Below are 25440 nucleotides of genomic sequence, written 5' to 3' on the forward strand. Positions count from 1 at the left end.
CCCTTCAATAATGTCAATAATGTGTATTTTTATTTAGATTGAACTACGATGCTGATYGAATCGGTKGCAAAGCTGTTTTTATCTTCTACAACAACGTTAATGCGCCCAGGAGCATGTGCTGTTAGAATGCCGTTTTCGTCAACTGTGGCAATGGCCTTTTTGGAAGTTTTCCACTTGAGATTGGTAGCATTATCCAATTTGAGCTGATCCTTAAGGTTGAGTGTTGTTCCGGGAATCATCGTTAGCTCYTTTGCAGTGAATCTCACAGAAGCAGGTGCGGCGCCGTCACCGACAACTACGTTTGTAGAGGTAACGACAAATAAATCGTTGGCATTCTTGGTAACTATCGTGGCATCTCCATCGCCGACTGCGGTAACAACTCCGTTTTCATCAACGGTTGCGACGTATAAGTTGSTGCTATAATAGCTTACGTCTTCGTTTAGATTTGCGGGAGTTGTGAGGGTTTCGATGGTTGCAGTTTCGCCAGCTGCCAACGCGATGCTAGATTGTGTGTTGTGAATATTGGTCATAGGAATATGGTTAAACATTGTTTCGTACATTGTGTCGTATATATATCGCGCCGCATCAACTAGCTCGGGATAAGGCTGGTCGGTTACATCTATAAATCCTGCATTGAAATTTTCRCCATCCCAAGAACGGCCAAGAATCGGTTCGTCGTAGTATTGAAACCAGTGTGTACCAACAAATTTTCCGCTCTTGAGTGCAGACTCGACGTAATTTATATATGCATCGCCCCTTGCTTGTTGCGAAGGTAATGATGTCCCGGTTGCGCTAAAGTGTCCTGCGTCGCTGGCGCCAAATCCAAATTCGCCGATGATCATTGGCATATCATATTCTTCGAATTTAAAGTTTTCACGATGTACATCTACGTTGTAGTTATTGAAACTTAGAACATCSACATACTTAATTGCAGAGTGAATTACTTCTATAGGAGTGCCCCACTCGGTATTTCTGGAGCCGAGGTACATTGTGCCTGGGAGCAGCTCCGCTATAACGCTATCAACAGTTTTGTAATACTGATCTGCTAATTGGCTAACAACCATAGATGCATCCTCGGCTGAGATTTTTCCAGTATATGGTTTTCCAAGCTCTGCAAAAGATGAGAGGTTGCTGCCCCATGCCGAATTTAGTGCAGAGATGGAGCCGTATTTGTCTTCGAGTACTGCAACAAAATGGCGCTTGGCATAGCTTTTTTCAGATGCAACATCGTCATCGAATATTGCTTTGACTAAAGCGTTGTTTGACATGTTGTTGCCCCACTTATATTCGTTGTCAACATAAACGCCRAAGCARTATGGGTCCTCGTGTATGCCATAGCGAACRGCYTGATCYTTGATTGCGGCAATGGTGGATTTTTCGAATTCTGGGTCGAAGGCATCGGGAACCGAATCATATAGTCGAACATGCTTGCCGCTTGCAACAGTGGTCCAGGTAAATGCTGTATATGGAGTTTTATGTATGCTGCCCTTACCAAAAAATAAATCTGGTTCTGCCCAAGCGCCGAGGGAAGTGATACCCCAAGCTTCGAAGCGATCGGTGGCCATCTTGCCCCAGTCTTGAAGCCAGTCATCGCCATATTTTTTTTCAAGATTCATAGAGTAAAAGGAGAAGCTGGTGCCAGWTTTTTTGCCAAAAGGAGGTTGAAGTCCGCTGGCTCTGCCGTAGTGATCAGCAAATTCGCCGTTCTTGGCTGGAAGTTCTTGAAACATATATTCGCGACCATCTACCCAAGTGTCTTTGCCGTTTTTGCGAACGATGCCAAAGCCTGTGGAAAAAAATGGATATCCTTCTGGRTCTATTAGAGTCCAAATATCATTGATTTTTGTAGTATAGAAATGGCCGGTGGCTTCTTGTCGCAAAGCTTCATTTTTGTAGCCGCCATAAATGGTGCGGTCTGTTCGCGCTTCCTGTTCGGCTTTCCAGATAGCAACTTGAGCTTCTTCGGCTGCCTGTGCTTCTTTTAATTGTTCATCGCTAAAAATTTTGTTAGGCCAAGTTTTGGGAGCGTATTGCCCGTACTTATCGATGATTCCTGCGTATGCTGTTGAGACATCGAGGAGAGGATTTTCTACTATTCTAAAGTTGTCGAATGTGTAGTATCCAACATCGCCACCAAGGCTCCAGGACAAATCGATYGCAGTAACKGTAGATTTATCAAAATTCATATTGCCCCAGCCGTTGCTAAGAACTATTCCGTTTACACCGGCTACCGGGCTTGGCAATACGTCGGCACCGAGTTGGATTTTATCTTGATCCAATATGCAATACATGGTGTTGGTGGTGTTTGCGGGTACTTCATTCATATATGCAGTAGTGCCGCCGGAATGTCTAAATATAGTGGTGATTCTCTGGGCATGATCATTGGTGTTGGTAAAATCGAATGCAAGAACCATTCGGCTGTCGCTAAAATCCCAGGTGCCGCCATCTGCTGGTGCGATTCGAATTATGGAGGAGCTGYCGGCTTCGTATCGAGYTTTAAGAGCATTTTTRCCATCGGTTGGCATAAACTCTTCTATAGAATATTCGCTAAATCCCCAAGGAGGAGAGYTGGTGGTAATTTTAAGAGTTTGCTTATCGTCATCTTCGAACGAAACTTTTCCGAATGAGTGGTTGTCRATATCACTTTGAGAAACAGCTAGAACGGGAACGGCAGTAAAAGCTGCGACTGCGAGAATAGCTAATTGCATTGCAAATTTCATAAAACATCTCCCTTCAACAATATGAAATGTAAAAAAATGTATGCTCATTACTACGTTAATAATATACTAATTGATAGATTTTGCCAACAAGAAAAGTAACCAAAATTATACAAATGCATTAGTGACATTTTACYATAAAAAAAATACTGCTCCAGCGAAAGCCAGTGCAGTAGAAAAATCGTGCTATTCAAAAAAATCTTTTAATGACGGGATAGCTTTTGTTGTCTTCGGTGATATATTTTTACCGTAAAAAAAATACTGCTCCAGCGAAAGCCAGTGCAGTAGAAAAATCGTGCTATTCAAAAAAATCTTTTAATGACGGGATAGCTTTTGTTGTCTTCGGTGATATATTTTTACCGTAAAAAAAATACTGCTCCAGCGAAAGCCAGTGCAGTAGAAAAATCGTGCTATTCAAAAAAATCTTTTAATGATGGGATAGTTTTGTTGTTTTCAGAACACTCAACTTTGAGATTTTCATAAAAGGTATTCACAGATTCTGGGTCGTTGGTGTATATAAAACCATCTTTACTTGGAATCGCTCTGTTGCGTAAATAGCTATCTAAAAGCCGAGGCATATCGCAATGGTATTGGGRAATTTTGGTAGAAGTGAGAAAACTATCGAGGACGTATCTGCCAAAGCCGTAGCCTCTGTTATCTTCGGTGATGTATAGTGCCTTAATTTTGTGAATTTCTGATTTTGGATTAGAAGCAAGCAAAACGCCAACCGTTTCTTGGATTTCATCTAGATATGCAACAATAATTAAATCGCTGGAATCAACTTGAGGACTGTCTATGTCGAAAATTTTGTTATTGCGGTTTACAAATTTGAGAAGTCTACATATCAATGCATTATCCATATTATTGAGTGTTGTTTCCGCATCTTTATAATCAGCAACAGTGATGCTTTCAAATAGAAGTTTATTTTTACTTCTATAGTCTTTGAGCTTTTCTTTGTCTTCCTTATAAAGAGATTGATACTTGTCGATTTTATATTTCGCAATAAGATCATTTAATTGTGTTGGTGTAAATGTCTTTGGTGCATGTTTTAATATAAAGTCTATTTCATCAAAGGCATCAGTGGCATAAGAAATATCAGCATACTCGGATTCTGCCCATGTTTTATTCTGGATAGCTGAATATGAGTTTATTTTTGTTAAAAATTTATTTTCATTAAACTTTAAAAAGTCAAAAAATCCCATAAATTATCGCTCCTTTTAAGATGTTTATTTAGAAAATATGGCATACGATTTAAAAATACAAGTTACAAATATGTGATCATTATATAATAATTTGAAAAATTAGTCAATGGAAAAATAATATAATTGCTATATATTGTGCTAAAATAATAAAAAGTTAACAATTAATATTTTGTTTTGGGAGGACATAAATATGAAAATTTTAGTAACAGGTGGAACGGGATATGTAGGGAGTCATACAACTGTGTTGCTTATCCAAGAAGGATACGAAGTTGTAATTTTAGATAACCTATGCAATTCTAAAGTGGAGGTGTTAGATGGCATAGAGAAGATTACGGGGGTTAGACCAGAGTTTTATAATTTAGATTTACTAAATTATGAAGATGTAAACAAAATATTTGATAAACATGTAATAGAGGGCGTCGTTCATTTTGCAAATTTAAAAGCAGTAGGAGAATCTGTTAGAATGCCRCTATTATATTATAACAATAATATTACRGGGACGATAAACTTGTTGCAAATTATGAAAAAAAATAATGTAAAGAATATAATTTTTTCTTCTTCTGCAACAGTCTATGGAATCAATAACACTTCGCCGTTGGTTGAGGCAATGCCGTTATGTGCGACAAATCCATATGGAACAACAAAAATAATAATCGAAAACATACTACAAGATTTATATGCTTCAGACGATGCGTGGAGTGTAGTATCGCTGAGATATTTTAATCCGATAGGTGCGCACGAGTCTGCAATCTTGGGCGAAAATCCAAATGGTGCTCCTAGTAATTTATTGCCGTATATAGCGTTAGTGGCGACAGAGAAGTTGGACCACCTGAGTGTGTTTGGCGGAGATTATGATACTGCAGATGGAACGGGAGTAAGAGACTATGTGCATATTATGGATTTGGCAAGAGGGCATATCAAGGCGCTAGAGTATGTACTGGCTAACAGAGGYGTAGAAGCAATAAACTTGGGTACTGGAAATGGTACGAGCGTATTAGAGGTGATTGCCGCATTCGAAAAGGCATCTGGTAAAAAGATTGARTATAAAATCTGTCCGCGACGAGAAGGAGATGTAGCGACGTCGTTCGCTGATGTTGCAAAAGCAAAARAAATATTGGGATGGGAAGCAACAAAAGATATAAATGATATGTGTATGGATTTGTGGAAGTTTGTAACAAAAGCTGACACCGCGGAAAAKTATTATTGAAAATACAAAAATTGTAGAATTTAAGGTGTAACAATTTGCGCARCCCAGAATATTATAATAACAAATATCTTAAAAAATATTTTAAAAATGTTTCGATATAGATATATAAGGCAATAATAAAAGATATACAAATGTGTGAAGGAGGCAAAGAATGAAAAAAATTATTGCAGCAATGGCAATGGTAATGATTGCATTAACGGGATGTGCGCAAAGCTCTGTTATAGAAAAACAAATAGACATGATAAATCCAATTGTAAACGTAGAAAGTGCAAACGAATTTGAAATGCTAGGAATAGCAATAAAAGCGCCGGAAGATGCGTCAAATGTTAAATATTCGATTATAGCACAAGTCACAGCTCAAATTAACTTTGACTTGGACAATAAGGAATATACACTGCGAGCATCTAAACAGTTTGGAGGAGCTGGCTTACACGGAATATACGAGGAATTTGAAGAAGAAGTGTCRACAATAGAAACAAACGGAAAAGGTTTTTCGTGCTATACAGAAATAATGAAAACAAAGAACTCTGGATATGTTGTGGCGATGAGTACTATTAACATAGGGGAGGAGAAACCTATTTATATAGCTTTAATAGCAGAGTTTGATGCATTGGAAGAAGAAGTTGTGCCAATAATAGAAGAGATAAACAAGCAATTTATATAGATATAGGAATTTAAAAATATGAATGTTAAAACATATAAAGAAGTAACAAACGGAGGTAAGATTGCATGTAAGTGGAAAGAGATAAAAGCTATAATACGGCAGATCTTTTCAAAAGAAATAGAATATACAGAAACTGACTGTGACGAAAAAGTATGGAGGGATAATACAAAAGACGCAGATATATTAGAAGTAAGTAAATTAAAAGAAATTGAAGAATATACAGAATTAATGAAAGCGAGACTAATATCCGAAATGGCAAGGCGTGACGCAGAAAATACTGATTACACTGATATATCAAAAAAGACAAACCATATAATAGAAGAAGATATATTAGAAGCTAAAGTTATATCAGAATCAATTGAGTATATAGATGAACAGTATAGTACACTCTAAAAAATGCTATTTGCTGCAGCAGAAGCAATTATCGTAAAAGCTGCAGCAGAAACTATTGCCTATTTGGTTTTAAGCTTTCGCGCTATGTATATAGCAGGAGTATCTAACAAGCTGGTTGCTATAAATATTACATATGATGAAACAAGAATGTTAAGCAAAGTAGAAAAATCGTATACACCAGCAAATGCGCCGAATGTAAATAAAGCTGTGTTTAAAAGCTGAGAAAGTAATGTGGAGCAATTGTTACGAATCCAAAGCCCCTTTTTGGAGTTGCCAAAGATTTTGCTTGTTTTGTTCCAAATAAGATGGTATAGCCACACATCGAAAAGTTGAGCAATCGCGTAGACCGCAATTCCAACAAGCATAAGTCGTGGAGTATTAGAAAATATCGCATGTAGATATGGCATTGCCCAGTCGCTAGAATTTGGTATGTACAAAAACCAAGATTGAGAGATCAATATAAAAGATATGCTTGCAATGATTCCGAAATGCACCGCTCTATTCGCACTTTGTCTATCTTCAAGCTCGGAAAGAATATCGGTTACCAAAAATGTAGATGCAAAAAGTACGTTGCCTAAAGTTTGCTCCATTCCAAAGGCATTGACCAAGATTAGAACCTCAATATTGGCGGCAATTGTAGCGATAACGGTCCACATATATAATCCCGTTTTTCCTAAAAACCTATAAAATATAACGATTCCAGAATAAATTAATATAAGTGTTATAACTAAAACAATTTCGTTTTGCATTATTGCAACTCCTTTCGTATTAAAAATAATGGCAAGAGATTAGGATACGGGATTGGTGGTAACTCCGCCTACACCAAATGCGGTGTTCTCCATTAAAATATCAACGCGATCGTTATCGATATATAGTGGCAGAACTTCGTTTTGGAATATTTTAACAACTCGAGGGTCGGGCTTAATGGGTGTAGCGTTGGCTTGCATAATGTTGATGCATACTCTTTCAAAATATTTAAGGCCAGTTTCTATATCTGCGATCATAGATGGTGCGGTTTGAGCAGGGATGCCTTGAAGTAGACAGCATTCGTCGAAGTATTGCGCAATTGYTTTGGGGTCGGCTTCGTCTATGCCTTTGGCTAAATAGCTCTCGCGAAAAAGCAGATCGAATGTTTCGATGCCAATCTTAACCTTGACATTGATGCCGAGATTGCGGAAACGTTCTTTGAGAGCTTGGACGCTGTTGCGATGATTCCAGTGGCATTCAAAATGGACTTCTTTTATATTTCGGTCGACGCAAATTTTTTGTATGAGACCGAGAGTGKTATCGGATAAATCTACAAAGCTGCCAGAGTTGATGACCTCTAATTTTGAGTAGATGCCAGTAACTTTGCTGAGCTGAGCTTTGTTGCAGTAGTCGTTATCTTCTTGGTTAGGGGAGCTGTCGAGATGATAGTCGCAGAATCGGCATTTCCTCCAGCTGCATCCGCGGCCGCGAAGGAGTACAATTTCGCGTTTGTTTTTACTTTCTATAACAGAGTAGCGCTCCATAATTTCGTTTTCTAGTTTCATGTATTACCTCCAAATAATAAAAAAAGCGCACCTAATTGTACGCATCAAAATTAAAGCACGTTGGGTGCTTCGTCCTAGTTTTGTTTAGAGACAGGATGGTCACGAACTGTCCTATTTGGTTGTAGAGTGATATTATTATATGCGGAACGGCAAATCGATATGCAAAGGAGAATTGCAAGTTTGTTTGATATTTTTAAATAAATTTGGAAAACTGCTTGAAGAACGTAAAGCAATTTGATAAAATATGGATGTAATTATCATATGTGCAGGAAGGATATCTACTATGACAAGAAGAGAAGTTGTGATTAATGCATTGAATCATATAGAAACAGAAGTTATTCCGTATCATTTAGATTTTACAGAACAGGCGCTAGAGCAGCTGATTGAGTATACAAAAGATCCTGAGATAGAACATAAAATGGGAGAGTTTTTATACTATAAGCAATATTGGGGCTGGCCAACAGAAATGCCAGAAAAGCCAGGATATTTTAAGGATGAATTTGGTGTAGAATGGAATAGAAATGGTGCAGACAAAGATATCGGGTTGCCAGATGTGTATCAGATAAAAGATATGGGAGATAATGACTATGTGTTTCCTAAATGTGATGAAGCGAGACTTCGTAAAGAGTGCGAAGAAATGACAAAAGACAAAGTGAAGGACGACAGATTTTTGATGTATGGCTTTGGRTTTTTGATGTTTGAGCGTGCGTGGTCTATTGCGGGAATGGAAGAAGTTCTTTGTGGAATGGTTTCGTCTCCAGAAGAGACATTGAAGTTCTTTAATRAAATTGGCGACTACTACTGTCATTTAGTTGATATTGCCCTCGAGTATGATTTTGATGGAATATATTTTGGTGATGATTGGGGGCAGCAAAGAGGATTGATAATGGGTCTTGCGCACTGGAGAACTTATATAAAACCACAAATGGCAAAGCTCTATAAAAGAGTAAAAGATAAGGGGTTATTTGTACTTCAGCATTCGTGTGGCGACTGCCATGAATTGTTTGATGATCTGATAGAAATCGGGTTAGATTGCTACCAAACATTTCAGCCAGAAGTGTATGATATCAAAGAAGTTAAAGAAAAATATGGAAATAAACTGGCATTTTGGGGAGGAATATCGACTCAGCAAGTATTGCCTTACGTGAGCCCGGACGAAGTTAGAGGAGAAGTGGACAAAATAGCAAAAGTGCTGATGCCAGGTGGTGGACTRATTATGGCACCGACTCACGCACTAGCTTTTGATGTACCTCCTGAAAATATTTTGGCCATGGTAGAAGCGTTTAAAGATCTTAAGAGATAATTATTTTACACAATGAGGTGTACTTGAATAAATTGCAATGCTGAAGAAAAGCAGTGTRTGTTTAATGAGTACGCCATTTTTKATGCYGAGGGAGGATTTATGATAAAATTAATAGCAACTGATATTGATGGGACTTTGTTGGGRTTAASCAAAACAATGCCAGAAAGGGCAGATGAAATTATTACTAAATTAATCAAAAAGGGTATATTATTTGTCCCGGCAAGTGGCCGTTCTTATAGTGCAATAGAGCATTTGTTTGTTCCGTTCATTAACGACATTGCGATTATAGCCGAGAATGGCGGTGTAGTAAATTATAAAGGGAAAGAACTTTTTACTAAAACTTTGCAAAAAGATACGTTGATAGAAGTTATGGAATTTTTGGATCAAGACAATGTATTTCCGATTATCAATAGCAGATACGAATCATATTTATTGCCGCAAATAGTAACAGTCAGAGAAAAGGTTGCACACTATTGTACTGCAATGAAAGATATAGACCGATTTGAAGATATTGAAAAGGATATAGTTTCGGTATCTATTTGGGTAACAGATGGAAGAGTGATCGAAGTGTGTAACGAATTAAACAAAAGATTTAATGATAGAGCAATGTTCGTGGCTACAGGAAAATTTTGGATTGAYGCTATACCRATGGGAGTAAACAAGGGGGCAGGCTTGAAGATGCTTATGAAAAAGCTAAACATAAAATCAAGCGAAGTCATGGCATTTGGTGATTATAATAATGACATAGAAATGTTGCAGTTAGCAGAAACAAGCTATGTAATGGATCACGCTACAGACGAAATGAAAGCGTATGGAAACTTTGTATGCTCTCCAGAAGAAATAATGAGTGAGATAGAAAAGCATGCGTTATAAAATATTGAAAGGAATGAGACGATGGATTTTCATTTAGAGCAAAGATTAGAGTTTATTAGAGATTATGTAAAAATGGCAGGTGCAGCAGGAGTTGTGATAGGAATAAGCGGAGGAAAAGATTCTGCAGTCACAACGGCTTTGTGTGTAAAAGCGTTAGGTGCGGATAAAGTATTGGGAGTTAGTATGCCGTGTAGTTCAAATCCAGCAGATGTAGAACATGCAAAAATGGTGGCAGAGGCATTTGGCGTTGAACTGTTTGTGGTAGAGCTTAAAGATAGCTACGAGCAGATGAAAAAATCTATTTCGAGCCAAGTGGACTTTGAGTTAAGAGATATAGCGTTAGCAAATATAAAGCCTCGACTTCGAATGATCACATTGTATACACTAGCACAAACTAAGAACTACCTTGTGGTGGGGACAGACAATTTAAGCGAAATGGTTATGGGATATTTTACAAAATGGGGCGATGGGGCATACGACATTAATCCATTATCGGACCTAACAGTTAAAGAGGTGCTAGAATTTGGGAAAGAGTTGGGAGTGCCAAACGTCATATTAACAAAAGCGCCATCTGCAGGGTTATGGGAAGGCCAAACAGACGAGAAAGAAATGGGTGTAACATATAATGAGATAGAAGAATATATCAAAACTGGCAAAACCAACGCTAGGGCTCAAGAAATTATCGAAGCGGCGAATACAAGAACTCAGCATAAACGCGAAATGCCATATTTTTTTAGAGCAAAGTAAGCATAAAATAAAAAAATCCCCTCTTAATAAATAGGAGGGGCATACATATTAATCTTGCAACGCATCGTAGCCTTCTTCACCAGTGCTAATTCTGTGAACATTCTCTACTGCGTGTACAAAAATCTTACCATCACCGATATGTCCGGTATATAATGCTGTTTTAATAGTAGCAACAACAGTTTCGGTAGGGATTTTGCAAACGACGATTTCGATTTTAACCTTAGGTAGAAGAGTTGCCTCGATAGGGTTACCTCTATAATACTCTGGTTGACCCTTTTGGATACCAAAGCCTAAAACCTGAATTACAGTCATTCCGGTAATGCCAATTGCTTCGAGAGAAGTCTTGAGTTGATAAAATTTTGCCTGATTGGTGATCACGGTAACTTTGGTGATTGGTGCACCAGGATTTGAGTTGTCAACAACAGGTATCGCCTTATTAATAGGCACAATCTCGGTTTCTACTTTGGTTGAAATTAATGTAGGAACGATATCTAGCGAAGTCATAGCAAATCCGGCGTAGCTGCTAGCAAGTGCGTGTTCGCTTAGGTCTAAGCCGATAGTTTCTTCTTCTGCAGATACACGAAGCCCATGGAATCGATCGATTAATGCGAAGAATATAGTCATCACAATTGCTGTATACAAAATGATTGATCCGATACCAACAAATTGAGTGAGTAATAAGTCTGTGCCTCCGCCATATACAAGCCCGCCATCAACGGCAAATAATCCTACTGCTAAAGTTCCCCAGATGCCGTTTACGCCATGAACAGAAACCGCACCAACTGGATCGTCCAATTTAAGTTTGATATCAATAAACTCGATACTTACAACAACCAATATACCAGCAACTAGGCCAACGATCAATGCGCCAAATGCATCGAAACTAGCGCATCCAGCTGTAACTGCAACTAATCCTGCCAACGAACCATTAAGCGTCATCGAAACATCGGGTTTACCGTTCTTAATCCAAGTGTATGCCATAGTTGATAAAGACGCAGCGGCAGGAGCAATAGTGGTGGTTAAAAAGATAGAGCCCAAGCCGCCGATTCCATCGATAGAAGTAGCTGCTGCGCCATTAAATCCATACCAGCCAAACCATAAAATAAAGCAGCCCAAAGCTCCGATGGTTAGGTTGTGKCCAGGAATAGCTTTTGCGACGATATTGCCTGTTGCAGGATCCTTTACATATTTTCCGATTCGAGCTCCTAAAAATTTGATTCCTATTAAAGAAGAAATTCCRCCAACGGTATGTATAACAGCAGAACCTGCGAAGTCGACAAAGCCYATTTGATATAGCCATCCTTGAGAATTCCAAACCCAGCCAGCTTCGATTGGATATACTAGCAAGCTTAAAATGAGGCTATAAATTAAATATGAACTAAACTTTGTACGCTCTGCCATAGCGCCGGAGACGATGGTTGCAGTGGTTGCGCAAAAGACTACATTAAAAACAAAGCTGGACCATTCAAAATTGGCATAATCGAAGAAAATGTCCAAATCTGGAATACCGATAACTCCAAATAAATAGTTTTCGCTCATCATAAGTCCATATCCTAAAAATGCAAAAGCCATAGTTCCGAGACAGAAGTCCATTAAATTTTTCATGATGATATTTCCGGTGTTTTTGGCTCGGGTAAAGCCTGTCTCTACCATTGCGAAGCCCGCTTGCATGAAGAATACTAATGCAGCTCCAATTAAAAACCAAATTCCAAAAGCATCCATAACCAATTCTCCTTTCTAGCAAAAAAAGAGGCGTATAGTCATTCCGAATAGGAAAAACTACACGCCTTTGTGAGTGTTTACATTTATATATATATGAAGTTGTGAGTTAAATGTTACAAAAAATTTAAATTAATTTACGCTATATAATAATTCACCATAAGTCGGAAGCGGCCAGTATGATGACGCAACTTTAAGCTCTAACGTATCAACAATGGTGCGCACCGAAGTCATAGCAGCAAGCACTTTGTCGCGATAGAACTGCGCATTTGCAAGAGTATCGGCTATGGTGTGTGCTTCTAAGATAGTTATGTCGAGCTTTTTGATTTCCTCGAATAGATCATAGGATAATTCGTCCAGATCAGTTGCAATGGTTTGCTCGGTGATAGCGCGTATTCCAGCAGATTGCTTAGCGTTTAAGAGATCAACCACTTGTTTTTGGTACGCCATACATGCAGGAAGTATCAACTGTTTAGCAATGTCAGATGCGGTGAGGGCTTCGATGTTTATAACCTTGCTATACTCTTCTAAYAAAATTTCATATCTTGAATGCAATTCTGCTTCTGAGAACACATGATTTTTGGTGAATAACTCAACGCTCTTAGGTGAAATAAATGTTGGAAGAGCATCAACAGTGGTTTTTAAGTTGAGTAGACCGCGTTTTTTGGCTTCTTCGACCCATTCTTCGGAGTAGTTGTTGCCATTAAAGATAATGCGTTGATGTTTGGTGAAAGTATCTTTGATGAGTGCGGCTTCGGCAGCTGCAAGATCTTTGGCACCTTCGAGTTTTTYGGARAATTCATTTAGCACTTCCGCAACGATGGTGTTAAGAATAATGTTTGGTCCAGAAATAGAAAACGCAGAGCCAAGCATTCTAAATTCAAACTTGTTTCCAGTGAACGCAAACGGAGAAGTACGATTTCTRTCAGTAGTRTCTTTGTTRAAATCAGGGAGAACACTTACTGCAGTGACCATTTTTGAGCTGCCATGGTTGGTATATGCAGTATCAGTGACGATACTATCTATAATAGAGCTTAGTTCATCGCCGAGAAACATACTAACTATTGCAGGAGGAGCTTCGTGAGCACCCAATCTGTGGTCGTTTGCCGCGCTAGCAACACTAACTCTAAGRAGATCCTGATACTCATCGACRGCCTGAACAACTGCSGCTAAGAATAGTAAAAATTGAGTATTTTCAGAAGGATTTTTGCCAGGTTCTAGAAGATTTTCGCCTGTGTTTGTAGACATAGACCAGTTGTTGTGTTTACCAGAGCCGTTGACTCCTGCGAATGGTTTTTCGTGTAATAGGCAAGTTAGTCCGTGTCGGTTTGCAACTTTCTTGGCGATTTCCATAGTCAGCTGATTGTGATCCGTTGCGATATTAGTAGTTGAAAATATAGGAGCGAGCTCGTGTTGAGCAGGTGCAACTTCATTGTGTTTAGTTTTTGAGAGAATGCCRAGCATCCATAACTCGGAATCGAAGTCTTTCATAAAGTCACTAACACGAGATTTGAGAGTACCAAAATAGTGATCATCAAGCTCCTGGCCTTTTGAAGGGCGTGCGCCATAAAGTGTTCGACCAGTATATATTAAGTCGGGTCTTTTTAGGAACATCTCTTTGTCGATGAGGAAATATTCTTGCTCGGGACCAACAGTGGTGGTAACCTTGGTAACATCCGATTTGCCAATTATATTTAAAAATTTTGTCGCAGCTTTATCAACTGCCTCCATTGAACGGAGTAGTGGAGTCTTTTTGTCTAGAGCTTCGCCGCTGTATGAGCAAAAAGCAGTTGGAATACAAAGAGTGTCATCCTTGATAAATGCATAGCTAGAAACGTCCCAAATAGTATAGCCGCGCGCTTCAAAAGTGGCACGAAGCCCACCAGATGGAAAACTGGATGCATCAGGCTCRCCTTTTACTAGTTCTTTGCCAGAAAATTCCATTATAATTTGTCCTTTGCCATCTGGAGAAATAAAACTATCGTGTTTTTCCGCAGTAATACCTGTCATAGGCTGAAACCAGTGAGTAAAGTGAGTTGCTCCAAGTTCTGTGGCCCAATCTTTCATTGCGTTTGCAACAACATTAGCAACACTAAGTTCGAGAGGTTTGCCGTTTTGAACAGTTTCGTTGATCGCTTTATAGATTGTTTTTGGTAATCTAGCCTGCATTATTTTATCGTTAAACACTTTTGAACCAAAAAGCTCGGGAATATTTTTCATTGTTTTCTCTCCTTATTATCAAAATAAATGATTGATATTAAATAGTTTGCAAATTGCATTACGACATTGTAATGTGTCTATACTTAATATGATTAAAAATACGCAAACTATGCATTCGGAAACAAAAAAAAGACGCTGTGAGCTCAAAATAGCTCGCAGCGCCTTTGCTGTTATTTGAAAATATAATATCATGCTAAAGAATAATTGTCAATAGTGAATTTATATTTTAAAAAAATAAAAAAATATATAAAATGAAATTTATATTTTATAAACTTGCAAAAGGTATAGAAAATTAGAACAATTTGATAAGTTGTTGTTCTAAATTTCTGTATTCTATTAATAATTCGTTATATTTATATTTGTATTCTGAAAAATTTTGTTCGGCAGTAGCGAGGTTTTGAGTTAATAAAGATAGATGATTAAGTTGTTCGACAGAGGGTATAAAAATGGACAGATCTTGCAAAAAATTTAACCGTTCGGATTGTGCCGTTTCAAMCTTTTTCTTTAAAATATCATATTCTTTATCTTTATTATATAATTGGTTTTCTTTGTGGAGTAACTCTTCTTCTAATTTATAAATAGCAACATCAGTTTTGAATTGATCGGCCAAGGCAGAAATTTTTTGTAAATCTACTATTCCAGATACAGAAATATCATCGCCGCTTCCTGTGGAACTAAATAATCCGTTTTTGCTAAAAATAGTTAGTTGTTTTTTGAAATATTTGTTAAAATTATATGTTTTTTCGATTATTTGAACACAAACATGTTTATAAAACGTGTGAACTCCTTTCATATAATTAAAACTTTCTGTGTAAAATGTGTTAGGATATGTATCTTCAACACCGTCGGTTCCCAAAAAACAAGCGGCAATATTTTTTTCTTTTAGATTAATCACTGTGAATTGCATGCTAGCGGCAGCATCGGGGTCGCAGATAGATGTCGTAATGTTTTTGGTGCATCGAACGTCCGAAGGAATCGGCTGATCTGCAGTTCCATCTTCATAAAATATGATACATCTGCCATCTCCTTGCTGCAATAGAATTAAGCAGTTGGGTAGTTGCAACGCGGCGATCAATGTAGTTCCATATATGCTAGGAGGATAGGTGGGGCTTGATTGTACCATGAAATCTCTAGGGGGAAAGGATAGATAATTTTCGTTAATGAATAAAATGGGGTTGTTGTTGTAATGAGTAGTTATTTTGTCGTTCCATTTGGCGACGATGGTTTGAGTGAGAGAGGACAAAATGATTTGCCGTCTGGGATTGGGGTGAAACAAATCTTCGTAAATARTATCAGCTGATTCGGGATCAGAAAAAATTAATTCGGCAAGTTTTTTCAAKGAACTAAGAGCGGTTTTGGCAGCAAAGCGCGCTCCCGTATTGCTGCGGAAGCATTCGTCGGAACCATGTCCATCTGCAACTACGGCTATGTGATATCCCATTTCGACATTGCTATAAGATGTCGAATAATCCTGACAAATTTGATTGTTGGTGRAATGAGAATGACCTAATACTGTTTGGTTAAAAGTAAATAACATTAGAAGTCACCTTCCTTTAATTGTTTAAGTTGTTCTTCTAAAGCAATACATTCATTTTCGAGAGTAGTATATATTTTTTTATAAGCAATAAAGTTTTTCTGAGCAATTTGAAATGCCTTTTGTGGTTGTGAATTTGTCTTTAACAGAGCGCTAATTTTTACGACTTTCTTTTTGTGTTGAGTAAGGGAAATTTTTACAGTATGTTTGGAATKRAATTTATTCTTGATTAAATATTTTGGTAATGAATAAGCAAAAGTTTGCTTGGCATTTTTTGCWGCAGTAGATAAAATTTGATATTTTCGACTTTTACTGCGAAGYTCGTCTTGTTTCCAATATAATTTTTCYTCTATTGCATAAATTTCGATTTCTCTACAGAATTTATCAGCAAATGTAGCGAGTTTTTCGATATCAACTATTGCCGAAACGGAGACGTCATCGCCACTGCCTGTTCGACTAAACTTTCCATACCTTGAAAAATTAGACAAAAATTGAGAAGTATCGATGGTACTTTTTAAAACCTCTAAGCATAAAAATTTATAAAAAGTGTGTACACCTGCCATATGATAGTGAGAACCAGAAAAAGCCTGATATGTATCTAAATATGTATCGGATATGCCGTCAGTGCCCAAGAAGCAAGCAACTACAGGAGTTTCTGCGAGGTCGATAATTTTGGTGCGAATTCTAGTCGCAGCGTCGGGGTCGCACATAGAAGAAGTAACATTTTCGACGCAACGTTCATCCTTTGGAATGGGTTGAGCGATCCTGCCGTTTTCATAAAATATAACGCACTCTCCATCGCCTTGCTGAAATAAAATTAAACATTTTGGCAGATGCAATGCCGCGATAAAAGTGGTGCCGTAGATGGTGGCAATGTCTTTGKCAGAAGCTTGYGATATATTGTTATGGTAATGATCAACAACGGCACAGTTCCAAGTGGTAACGATAGAATCGGTTAGCGCACGAACAGAATTGCATCGCTTAGGAGCAGAAAATAGYAAGTCATTGTATATAGCATCGGGAGATTCTAATACTGCTGCGGCAAATTTTTTTAGATAGTTGATTGCGGTTGTGGTGACTATTGCAGAGCCAACATCACTGCGAAAACATTCGACGGAGCCGTGGCCATCTGCGACTACTGCAATATGATATTGGTTGCGAGGATCTGTATATGATGCAGAATAATCTTGCAAAGGCTGGTTTTGCATCCAATGATGATATCCTTGTACGCTCTGATTAAAAGTGTATAGCATAATGAAATTCCTCTTTTCTTCGATTAATAATTTAATAAGATTTAGTTAACAAACTCCAAATTTTATCGCCAGGTACCAAGACTTCCATCTTGGCAATAGATACAGTTTGGTCGGCATATCTATTTGATGTAATCTTAGTTTTTATGGTTTTTAGTGTAGAAGGTACAACTATATATTCGAGTTTTTGGCAGCCGTTAAAAATTGAAAAGCCTATAGATGAAACGCCCTCTAATAATTGGGCATTACATAATTCAAAGCAATTGCCAAAGGCTTCGTTGCCAATGTTACGAACGCTTTCGGGTGTTTCGATAGAGCGCAAAATAGAGCAACCTTTAAAGGCGTAATTGCCAATATTGCGAACGCTGCGTGGAATGGTGATAGATTCGATATTGCTGCAGCAGTCAAAAGCAGAATCGCCGATGGCATCTACCGTGGAGGGGATATCGACGGTTTTTAGACTTCTGCAATCGCTAAATGTTTCGGTTTGTATAGCTTTGACGCCTTTTGGTATTGTGAAATGCGTAAGGCTGGTACAATTAAAAAATGCTCGAACGCCAATGGTCTTAAATTTTGATGGCAATTGTAGTGAAGTCAAGTTTCTGCAGTTAAAAAAGGCTTCGTTGCCTATAGATGAAACGCTGGAAGGCATTGTTAAAGTTCGAACGCTAGAGCAATTATAAAAAGCGCGGTCTCCGATAGAAGTGACGCCTGATGGGATTGCAATATTTTCGAGAGCACCCTTATATTTTACCAAAACTTTGTTTGCTATAAGAAATTGATTGTTATCTGTAGGGGGAGGGAGATTGCTTGGTGCAGCGGACTCAATAGTGATATTTGTTTCGACATATTTACCGAACTTAGCATATACAAAATAGTTAACAACCATTGTAGCTAAATCGTCTTGCCACATGTATCGAGAAACTAATTCACTAATAATTATGCCGATGGCTCGAGAATCGTTTTCGGAGTTGACCGTATCGATAATGGATATAGCAACGCCCTGATTTACTGCCAATGTTAGCATATATGTGTCTTTATTATTTAATAAATCTTTAATGAATGATATCAATCTATGTTTGTCTTTAAAAACTGCAGAACCATATTGAGTATAAATTTGATGAAGTACTTGTGATGTTTCGTTCATTGCAATTCCCCCTTTTGAAGTTATAATAAAGTTAGAGATATTAGCTATTATTTACACGAAAAATTTCCAAAATGAGTCTATAGGAAGTAAAACTTGCATTTTAGTAGCGTCTCGATGAAATTTTTGAATACTTGTTTGAGTAAATTCRGTTTTTGTATAATGGATTTCTGTTAATGTCGCTGGAATAACGATATATTCTAATTGAGTACATTTTTCAAATATAGCAGTGCCAACAGATGTAACGCCCTCCAATATTTCTGCAGTGATTAAGTTTGAACATTCACAAAATGCACTGTCACCAATTGATACTGCACCTGCACAGATGCTGATGGATTTAAGATTTTTACAATTTTTGAATGCGGCATTGGCTATTGTTTGAATTTTGGTAGGTATAGTAATATCGATTAGATTAGTACAGTTGTAGAATGCGTGTGCGCCAATAGAGGTTATGCTTGGGGCCAAATCTACAGTGGTTAAATTAATACATTTGTAAAAGGTTTCATCATTGATTGCGGTAATGCCTGTAGAAATTGTTGCGGTTGTGAGATTGACACAATCCTTAAATGCCTTTGCGCCTAGAGATGTTACGTTTTTTGGGATATCAATAATTGTTAGATTACYGCAATTGACAAAAGCTTCGTCTTCGATAGTTGTAACGCTGGCAGATATCGTGATAGTCTGTACGGTGTGGCAATTGTAAAATGCGCGTTCGCAAATAGTTGTAACGCCTGCTGGAATCGTAACGTGTTCTTGCTTGCCCTTATACCTAATTAGGCGACTGTCTATTATAAGAAATTTATTTTTGTCGTGTAGTATTTCGGCAATTGCAGAAGTAGCGGGTTCATATGCTATAGGAGTGTAGGCGCTGCCAAATTTTGCTTGTACAAAGTAATTTACTGCAATTGTGGCAACATCTCTTTGCCACATATACTTGGAAACAAGCTCATCTATTATAGCGGTAATCGCATCATAATCTTCCACCGAAGATACTGTGTTGATTAGCATTGTGGCAACGTTTTGATTTATTGCTAGCGTTAGCATAGAGACATCATTGTTTTTTAACGAATCTTTAACTGTTTGTTTTAATTGTGATTTATCTTGAAAAAATTCATCACCATATTGTGTATAAATTAAATTAAGTGCTGTTGCTGTTTCGTTCATATTAAATTCCTCCATATTTTTAATAAAATTTGTAATTTTTTATAAGAAAACGCTTTAGTTTATAGTTGAGTTTTTCGTAGGTATATTATTATTTATATTAAAACATAGGAGATATCTATGTTAAATTAGTAAAAAAAGTTAATAAACAATTTTGCTTTTTAATGATTGCGTGGCAGCGGGAATTGCGTTTTTGCCTATAAATTTGACTGCAGATGGAATTTTAATAGTCTTCAATTTGGGGCAACCATAAAAGGCCCAATCTCCAATGTGAGTAACGGTTTCTGGAATATTTATACTAGTGAGGTTATCGCAATGCAAAAAGGCTGCCGTTCCTATAGAAGTGACTCCGTTTGGTATAATTAAAGTTTCCAAATTATTACAATACGCAAAAGAATAATTTCTAATAGAAGTCATGCCTGCAGGAATAGATACAGTTTTTAGTTGTGTACATTCTTCGAAAGTGCTGTCTTCTATGCTAGAAACACCGGCTGGAATATTTATATGCTTGAGGTTGGTGCAGCGGTAGAATGCGGCCGCGCCAATAATTTTAAGGTTGTGTGGAATAACAACAGTTGCTAACTCACATTCTGCAAAGGCTCTTGAGTCTATAGAAATCACGGTATTTGGAATGATGGCATCTGCGTGATTGCCGAGATACTTTATAAGAACTTGATTTGCTATATGAAACAGTGAGTGATGCGTGTCCAAAATTGATTGCGTGGTTCTGGTTTTGAGATACTTAGAGGAATATGCTGTTCCAAATTTGGCCTGAACAAAGCATTGTATTGCTGTATGAGCAACATCCTCRCGCCAAAAGTATTTGGAAGACAAGTGTTCGGCAAGTAACTGTATTGCTAGATTATCGTCTTTGAATTTAATCTTGTCGATAACATCGATGGCAACGTTGTGGTCGACTGCCTGCAATAACATTAGTGTATCTGTGTTTTTAATAAAATCATTAATCAACCCTTTCAATTTAGACTTATTTTTGAAAACTTCTTCTCCGTATTGAACATATATTTTGCGAAGTATTTGTACGGTATTGTTCATGAAAACCTCCTTAATACTCAATTAATAAAATAAAAATTTTACTGCAGAATCTGGGCAGAAGCTGCAGCTGTAATTAATCTCATATTTTACCAATTATCATCATCGTCCCAATTATTATTATTGTCCCAGTTGGCATCGTCGTCTTGTGAAGATTTGGAATTATTGCCTAGGTTTGCGATTATGTTGGCGGGTAGAGAGTTGTCGTCTATAGCATCTTGGACAATCGCAGAGCCGTTGACAAAGCTGCTGGTAGTGCGAGATGAAGATGCTAACATGCTGGCGCGTACGGTAACAAATTTCATCAGGCGCTTAAATAATTCCAAATCACTGGTTTTGATTACGGCTTCGCTGTTGCCTACTATAGATGATATGATAGCGGCATCGGCATCGTCTCCGATAGCAAATCCAATCTTGGTGGAGCTTGTATACCAACGGTTTTTGCGCAACTCGGCTAATGCCGCAGCGTATTCATCGGTCGGATATCCATCGGTCATAAAAATAATTACTGGCATTAATGCACCGGTCATAGATTTTAAAAATCCGTTGCGAGATAGTTTGATATCAAGTTCGCGTAAGGCAGCTCCGATGTCTGTTACCCCTCCTGCAGATAGATGCTCCCACTCAAATTCGTCGTCGAGTGATTCAGGGCCATTGTATGTAACCCATTTAGCGCCCGTACTAAACTCCAATACGGCAATTTTGAGCTTTGCATCAGCATTTTTTTTTGCAAGATCTTTGAGCGCAACGGTGCATTCTTCCATTGCGGTATTGAGAGCTGCAATTGGAACGCCGGTCATGCTTCCGGAAGTGTCTAATACATAAAATACATGAAGTTCTTTGCGTGGCATTTCGTCTATTTCGTTAATGGCTGGCATGGTTTATACTCCTTTCTTTGCGTTGATGAAGATGGGTTGTTCGTTTATGGTTAACTGGATTCCCTCTTTTAATGGGACCGCTTCGTTTGTTGCAACTTTGCGTGGCTCACCTTTGGAGGTAATAGCATTCCAGTTGTGACCGCTTTTGTTTTCGATAAAWAGTTTTCCAGATTTTGGGTTTTGTGTAATTAAAGCAACGGGGTCTAACGCCTGGTTATCATCGGTTATGCTAATTTGGCATTTATAAATTCGACTGCCTTTTAGAGCGGGGATGCTGTATTCACCGAGATTGAGTTCAAATGATACACCAGCGTTGCGGCCGCATTTTTCACATATGGCAACACCGCCGTTGGCAAAAATTTCGTTACCGCAAGAGCAAGAAATAATACTACTTCGAAATCTGGTAAAAACTTTGAGCCATTCGATTTCGGTGGGTCTAGCAGAAGGCTTGGTAAACGATTTTTCGCTAAAAGCTTTGAGAAATATTTCTTTAATATAGTCTGGAAGAGCTGGCCAGATTAGTAGAGAGTTTCGGTGAATGATTTTATCGGGGCCATTGCTTTTATTTTTAGGATCCATTATAAAGACGGGATTGCTGCCATAAAGTTCTTCTTGAATTTTGGGAGTGAGTGCAGGAACAATGTGGCGTTTGCCTTCCAATGGATGATTTAAGCARAATAAAGCATATAAAATTACAGACATAGAAAAGCGGTCACTGAGGTTGTTGGGTTTAGTTTTGCCAAGAACAACTTCGGGCGCCATATATCTGGGCTTACCGATAATGCCGGTATCCTCACCGTTTGGTGCTACATTATCGTTATCGCAAATCAAAATTTTGCCGTTTTGAGGATTAATAAAAAAATTGCCATCGTTTAAATCTTGATAGCTGTATCCTTGATTATGTAGTTGCCTAAAAGCAGAAACGATATTGAGTGCAGCATCAGTAACGCGGCGATAGGAGCGAAACCGAACAGTGCACAGCAAAAAGTCTGTTAATTCATAATATTCTGCTGGTTTTAAATTCATAATATATCCGAACGTATCTTGATGCCAGTGAGTGATATCGATTGGCCAAAGAAAATCTTCGCTTGGAGTTCCGCGTTCCACATTTTTTTTGAGATTGTCATAAAACAGTTGAGCCTTTGCTTTGTTGCCTAAGGCAGATTTTTTGTACCACTTAAGGGCTTTTTCTTCACCGTTGTAAAGAACTTTGTAAACGCTGCCTTGTCCACCTTCAGCTAAAAACTCTTTTACCACAATATCTTTTTTGCTGAATAAAGTTTGAATCGAGAATCCTAAATTCATGAACAAACCTCCTTCTAAAAATTTTTAACGATAATATTATAACATGTTTTTTGCGAATTTACCATAATTTGGACATATTTAATTTTGTGCAAAAAAATGATAATAATATTGACAAATTTGTAATCAAATAGTATAATTTAGTTTAAGCTAACTTGGTTAAGATTGTTTAAGGAGGAAATGATATGACACTAAAAGAAGCGCCAATAAAAACAACTTTTTTGATCAAAGAGATAATTGCTAATGATAAGATAACAACTTTTCTGCGTACATTAGGATGTATGGATGATGAAGAAATTACTATCATTTCGAAAATAAGTAATAATTGGGTAATAAACGTAAAGGATACCAGATACGCAATTGATAAAAATATAGCAGAGTGTATTGTATTATGTGACTAACTAGGAGGATATTTTATGATAAAAATTGCATTGGCAGGAAATCCCAATAGCGGAAAAACTACACTATATAATGCCCTAACGGGAGAGCAAGGGCATGTAGGAAACTGGTCGGGTGTTACGATAGATAAGAAAGAACACCCTTTGAAGAAAATGTATGTGCCTGAAGGTGAGGAAGTTGTGTTAATAGATCTTCCGGGGGCGTATTCAATTTCTCCATATACGGAAGAAGAGGCAATCACCAAAAATTTTATAACAGAAGGGCAACCAGATGTAATAATAAATATTGTGGATGCGGCAAATCTAAATCGCGGATTATTTTTTACGACYCAATTGCTAGAGCTGGGTATTCCGGTAGTGGTGGCGCTAAACAAGCAAGATGCTATTGCCAAAAAAGAAATAATTATCGATAACAAAAAGTTGGCCGATACGCTTAAATGCAAAGTGGTGGCGATATCGGCTCTTAACAAAACTGGTTTGGAAACTCTCGTAAAGGTTGCGCTAAAGCTCAAAGATAAAAAAGAGCAGGAGTGTTTTATGCCAGAGTTGATGGTAGAAATCAATAGTAAAAAAGAAAAAGATACCCTCGATAAAAAACGATTTAAAGCGGTAAAAGATCTYGTAAACGAATGCGAAACTCGAGCTAAAAAATCTGAKGAACTTACATTTTCGGATAAGGTAGATAAAGTTGTAGCGAATAAAGTTTTGGGGATTCCGGTTTTCTTTTTTGTTATGTGGGCCGTGTATTGGTTTTCTCAAAGTTTTGTTGGAGGTAGTTTATCAGACTATTTAAATGATGTTGTCTTTGGCGAGATGGTGCCGGAGGCGGCTCATTCGTTGCTGGCGTCTATGAATGTAAATGAATTTTTATCTGCGTTAATTGTGGACGGAATTGTTGCAGGCTTTGGTGCGGTTGTTGGTTTTCTTCCTTTAATTATGGTGCTATTTTTCTGCTTAAGTTTATTGGAAGATAGTGGATATATGGCTAGAGTTGCTGTAGTTATGGATACTTATTTTAAGAAGATAGGATTGTCTGGAAAATCTGTTATACCTATGGTTGTTGGATCTGCTTGTGCAATTCCTGGAGTTATGGCAACAAGGACTATCGAAAATCCGCAAGAGAAGAAGATGGCGGCGATACTAACTCCGTTTGTGCCTTGTGGAGCGAAGCTTCCAATTATCGCATTGTTTAGTGTCGTGTTTTTGCCAGAGTATTCATGGGTAGGCCCTAGTATGTATATTGTTGCGATTGTGATAATTATTATTTCTGGTCTCATACTTAAAAATATATTTAGAGTAGAATATTCGAAGTCAATGTTTATYGTTGAGCTTCCTGAATATAAAATACCAAGTTTAAAAAATGCCTGTATATCGATGCTAGAAAAAGGATGGGCGTTCATTGTAAAAGCGGGAACCATAATCGTGCTATGCAATATGATTATTTGGCTATTGCAATCATATAATTTTTCGCTCCAACTTGTAGATCATGCTGACGCGAGCATGTTGGCGACAGTGGGAGGATTGATCAGCCCGTTGCTTATTCCGTTGGGAATGGCRGGGTGGCAACTGGGYGCGGCAACGCTTACTGGCTTTGTTGCAAAGGAAAATGTTGTGGGAAGCTTGGCTGTTATGTATGCGGTTTCTGGCACAGCATTGGCATCTGCAAATAGTCCGCTACTATCAGTATTTACTTTGGAGACTGCAATAGCGTTTATGGTATTAAATTTGTTTACGCCACCATGCTTTGCGGCAATAGGAGCGATGAATTCTGAGATAGGAGAWAAGAAGTGGCTTGCTATTGGAATCGGATTTCAAATTTTGACCGGATACACTCTTGCGATGATTGTGGCTCAGGTTGGAGCAATTATAAATGGCACTGTTGGAATAGGAATGTTAATTGCGGCAATAATCATTGCAATTGAAATAATCGCCTATATAATGCTTGTAAAAAGAGCCAAAGAAAAAGAAAGAGCACAATTCATGGCAGCGTAGGGAGGAGAAAATCTTATGGGAAATGTCATTGCGGTACTTGTAATAGTGGCTATAGTGGGAGGAATAATCTGCTTTTTGGTGAAGCAACATAAAAATGGCGGCGGTTGTCCGGGCTGCAAAGGTGGCTGCAATAAATCATGTAGCATCAAAAGTA

22 protein-coding genes are annotated in these 25440 nt (G+C 37.9%); 9 read left to right on the top strand and 13 right to left on the bottom strand.

Annotation, left to right across the window (positions count from 1 at the left end; genetic code table 11):
• Positions 1-29: 29 nt before the first annotated feature.
• Together EPU_RS01445 and EPU_RS01450 are read right to left on the bottom strand one after the other, a co-directional pair.
• Positions 30-2720, bottom strand: a complete 2691-nt coding sequence (locus tag EPU_RS01445) for an Ig-like domain-containing protein (protein ID WP_029487782.1) — start codon at positions 2718-2720, stop codon at positions 30-32.
• Positions 2721-3127: 407 nt separating this feature from the next.
• Entirely contained in the window at positions 3128-3919 is a 792-nt protein-coding gene (locus tag EPU_RS01450; RefSeq protein WP_010166095.1) for a hypothetical protein, read from the bottom strand.
• A 190-nt stretch (positions 3920-4109) separates the two neighbouring features.
• Between EPU_RS01450 and galE the strand changes: the two genes are divergently transcribed.
• From galE to EPU_RS01465, 3 genes are all read left to right on the top strand, one after another.
• On the top strand, positions 4110-5126 hold the full coding sequence (gene galE, locus EPU_RS01455; RefSeq protein ID WP_029487783.1) for a UDP-glucose 4-epimerase GalE: 1017 nt from the start codon (positions 4110-4112) through the stop codon (positions 5124-5126).
• 151 nt (positions 5127-5277) lie between these two features.
• On the top strand, positions 5278-5790 hold the full coding sequence (locus EPU_RS12545) for a putative periplasmic lipoprotein (RefSeq protein WP_010166097.1): 513 nt from the start codon (positions 5278-5280) through the stop codon (positions 5788-5790).
• Between the two features lie 18 nt (positions 5791-5808).
• Positions 5809-6183 (top strand): hypothetical protein, encoded by a 375-nt coding sequence (locus EPU_RS01465; protein ID WP_010166098.1) that lies wholly within the window; start codon positions 5809-5811, stop codon positions 6181-6183.
• Between the two features lie 59 nt (positions 6184-6242).
• Here EPU_RS01465 and EPU_RS01470 read toward each other — a convergent pair whose 3' ends face one another.
• Positions 6243-6932, bottom strand: a complete 690-nt coding sequence (locus EPU_RS01470) for a queuosine precursor transporter (RefSeq protein ID WP_010166099.1) — start codon at positions 6930-6932, stop codon at positions 6243-6245.
• Between the two features lie 39 nt (positions 6933-6971).
• On the bottom strand, positions 6972-7715 hold the full coding sequence (locus EPU_RS01475) for a radical SAM protein (RefSeq protein ID WP_010166100.1): 744 nt from the start codon (positions 7713-7715) through the stop codon (positions 6972-6974).
• Positions 7716-7998: 283 nt separating this feature from the next.
• Between EPU_RS01475 and EPU_RS01480 the strand changes: the two genes are divergently transcribed.
• The 3 genes from EPU_RS01480 to nadE all read left to right on the top strand — a co-directional run bounded on the left by EPU_RS01480 (position 7999) and on the right by nadE (position 10638).
• Positions 7999-9018, top strand: a complete 1020-nt coding sequence (locus EPU_RS01480; protein WP_010166101.1) for a uroporphyrinogen decarboxylase family protein — start codon at positions 7999-8001, stop codon at positions 9016-9018.
• Between the two features lie 99 nt (positions 9019-9117).
• On the top strand, positions 9118-9891 hold the full coding sequence (locus EPU_RS01485) for a Cof-type HAD-IIB family hydrolase (RefSeq protein WP_029487784.1): 774 nt from the start codon (positions 9118-9120) through the stop codon (positions 9889-9891).
• 21 nt (positions 9892-9912) lie between these two features.
• Positions 9913-10638 carry an NAD(+) synthase gene (gene nadE, locus EPU_RS01490; protein WP_010166104.1) on the top strand — a complete coding sequence of 242 codons (726 nt, stop codon included), beginning with the start codon at positions 9913-9915 and terminating at the stop codon, positions 10636-10638.
• Between the two features lie 48 nt (positions 10639-10686).
• Here nadE and EPU_RS14115 read toward each other — a convergent pair whose 3' ends face one another.
• The 9 genes from EPU_RS14115 to EPU_RS11150 form a co-directional block, all read right to left on the bottom strand.
• The gene (locus EPU_RS14115; protein WP_010166106.1) at positions 10687-12360 is read right to left on the bottom strand and encodes an ammonium transporter; all 1674 of its coding nucleotides are present in this window, start codon (positions 12358-12360) and stop codon (positions 10687-10689) included.
• Between the two features lie 129 nt (positions 12361-12489).
• Positions 12490-14577 carry a glutamine synthetase III family protein gene (locus EPU_RS01500; protein ID WP_029487786.1) on the bottom strand — a complete coding sequence of 696 codons (2088 nt, stop codon included), beginning with the start codon at positions 14575-14577 and terminating at the stop codon, positions 12490-12492.
• A gap of 292 nt (positions 14578-14869) precedes the next feature.
• Positions 14870-16114 carry a protein phosphatase 2C domain-containing protein gene (locus EPU_RS01505; RefSeq protein WP_010166110.1) on the bottom strand — a complete coding sequence of 415 codons (1245 nt, stop codon included), beginning with the start codon at positions 16112-16114 and terminating at the stop codon, positions 14870-14872.
• Positions 16114-17364 (bottom strand): protein phosphatase 2C domain-containing protein, encoded by a 1251-nt coding sequence (locus EPU_RS01510; protein ID WP_029487787.1) that lies wholly within the window; start codon positions 17362-17364, stop codon positions 16114-16116. The genes EPU_RS01505 and EPU_RS01510 overlap by 1 nt, the downstream gene beginning before the upstream one ends.
• A gap of 31 nt (positions 17365-17395) precedes the next feature.
• Positions 17396-18508 carry a leucine-rich repeat domain-containing protein gene (locus EPU_RS12550; protein ID WP_010166113.1) on the bottom strand — a complete coding sequence of 371 codons (1113 nt, stop codon included), beginning with the start codon at positions 18506-18508 and terminating at the stop codon, positions 17396-17398.
• 51 nt (positions 18509-18559) lie between these two features.
• Complete coding sequence (locus EPU_RS12555) at positions 18560-19669, bottom strand: leucine-rich repeat domain-containing protein (RefSeq protein WP_010166114.1); 1110 nt, start codon at positions 19667-19669, stop codon at positions 18560-18562.
• 138 nt (positions 19670-19807) lie between these two features.
• Complete coding sequence (locus EPU_RS12560; RefSeq protein ID WP_010166115.1) at positions 19808-20719, bottom strand: leucine-rich repeat domain-containing protein; 912 nt, start codon at positions 20717-20719, stop codon at positions 19808-19810.
• Between the two features lie 86 nt (positions 20720-20805).
• Positions 20806-21594, bottom strand: coding sequence for a vWA domain-containing protein (locus EPU_RS11145; RefSeq protein WP_010166116.1), 789 nt, complete (start codon positions 21592-21594; stop codon positions 20806-20808).
• Positions 21595-21597: 3 nt separating this feature from the next.
• Positions 21598-22899, bottom strand: coding sequence for a protein kinase domain-containing protein (locus tag EPU_RS11150; protein WP_044149199.1), 1302 nt, complete (start codon positions 22897-22899; stop codon positions 21598-21600).
• Between the two features lie 182 nt (positions 22900-23081).
• Between EPU_RS11150 and EPU_RS01540 the strand changes: the two genes are divergently transcribed.
• The 3 genes from EPU_RS01540 to EPU_RS14525 all read left to right on the top strand — a co-directional run.
• The gene (locus EPU_RS01540; RefSeq protein WP_010166118.1) at positions 23082-23297 is read left to right on the top strand and encodes a FeoA family protein; all 216 of its coding nucleotides are present in this window, start codon (positions 23082-23084) and stop codon (positions 23295-23297) included.
• A gap of 15 nt (positions 23298-23312) precedes the next feature.
• Positions 23313-25286 (top strand): ferrous iron transport protein B, encoded by a 1974-nt coding sequence (gene feoB, locus EPU_RS01545; protein WP_156778378.1) that lies wholly within the window; start codon positions 23313-23315, stop codon positions 25284-25286.
• A gap of 15 nt (positions 25287-25301) precedes the next feature.
• Positions 25302-25440 (top strand): FeoB-associated Cys-rich membrane protein (locus EPU_RS14525; RefSeq protein ID WP_010166120.1); only part of this gene is annotated, 139 nt, incomplete at its 3' end.

Origin of the sequence: Candidatus Epulonipiscium viviparus, assembly GCF_000171335.1 — a bacterium.
Taxonomy (GTDB): Bacteria; Bacillota; Clostridia; order Lachnospirales; family Cellulosilyticaceae; genus Epulonipiscioides; species Epulonipiscioides viviparus.